The organism is Microbacterium sp. Bi128 (genome assembly GCF_918698205.1).
The window spans coordinates 1-1,163 of the sequence record NZ_CAKKMM010001527.1 but is presented as its reverse complement, the minus strand read 5'-3'; the positions used below and the strand labels follow the sequence as shown (position 1 = coordinate 1,163).

General features: G+C 64.0%; 1 protein-coding gene. It reads left to right on the top strand.

From position 1 onward, the window contains the following. Window positions 1-186: 186 nt before the first annotated feature. On the top strand, window positions 187-1,163 hold a 977-nt coding region (locus LQV45_RS34265), incomplete at its 3' end, for a YveK family protein (RefSeq protein ID WP_230012320.1).

Sequence of the window (1,163 nt, the reverse complement as noted above, 5' to 3'; positions counted from 1 at the left end):
CCCTGCACACTGGTGGCCTACGATGCAGCAGGCGGGTCGATTGCGCAATCGAACGGTACGTCGGCCTTCACCATCCCGGCCGGCACCGCCCGCGTCGTGTCGGATGGATGCTACACCTGGCTGGCCGCATGAAAACGCGCCGCTTCGCCTGGAATGCTGCAACCACCGCCTGTGAAAGGACCCGCAATGGACGTCCGTGAACAATTGCTTATTTTGCGCCGAAGCTGGCGCCTGATCACTGTCCTGGCGTTGCTGGGAACGATACTCGCGGGCGTGGCATCCTTGCTGACTCCCACGTCCTACACGGCATCGACGAGCCTTTTCGTTTCGACGCAGAACTCGGAAACGTCCGCGGAACTGCAACAGGGCAGTGTCTTCGCACTGGCGCGCGTCCAATCGTATGTGGACGTCACCTCGAAACCGACCGTGCTCCAACCCGTCATCGACAAGCTCAACCTCGGCATGACCCCGGAAGCCTTGGCCGCCAAGATCAAGACATCCACCGCGCGCAATACGGTGATCATCGAAATCGAAGCCAGGGACGGCTCCGCCCGGCGAAGCGCCGACATCGCCAACGCCGTCGCTGCCAGCCTCATCACGGCTGTCGCTGACCTGGAGCGGCCCACGAACGGAACGCCGACCCCAGTCCGGCTCAGCCCGGTGGACCACGCCACCACGCCGACCGAGCCGTCGAGCCCCAACGCGAAGCTGGACCTCGGCCTGGGCCTTTTGTACGGGCTCGCGGCCGGAATCGCGGCGGCCGTATTGCGCCATGTCCTGGACCGCAACATCCGGACGGAATCGGATTTGCGCAAGATGACTGATCTGCCGCTCTTGGCAGGAATCACTGAACAGACTGCCGGCCGTCTGCCCGGGGCCCCTCCCTCGGTCCTGGGCGGTTCGGGCGCGGAGGCGTTCCGCAAGCTTCGAACGAACCTCCAGTTCGCAGGTGTGAACCGGCCGATGCGCTCGATCGTTGTTACTTCCGCGTCAGCGGGGGAGGGGAAGAGCACGGTCGCGCTGAACCTTGCCGTCACTATCGCCAAGGGCGGCCAGAAGGTCATCCTCGTGGATGCGGATCTTCGTCTTCCCTCAGTTGCTTCAGCGACTGGAATCGAGGGGGGCATCGGACTCACCACTGTCCTTGTCGGAACGTCCAGCCT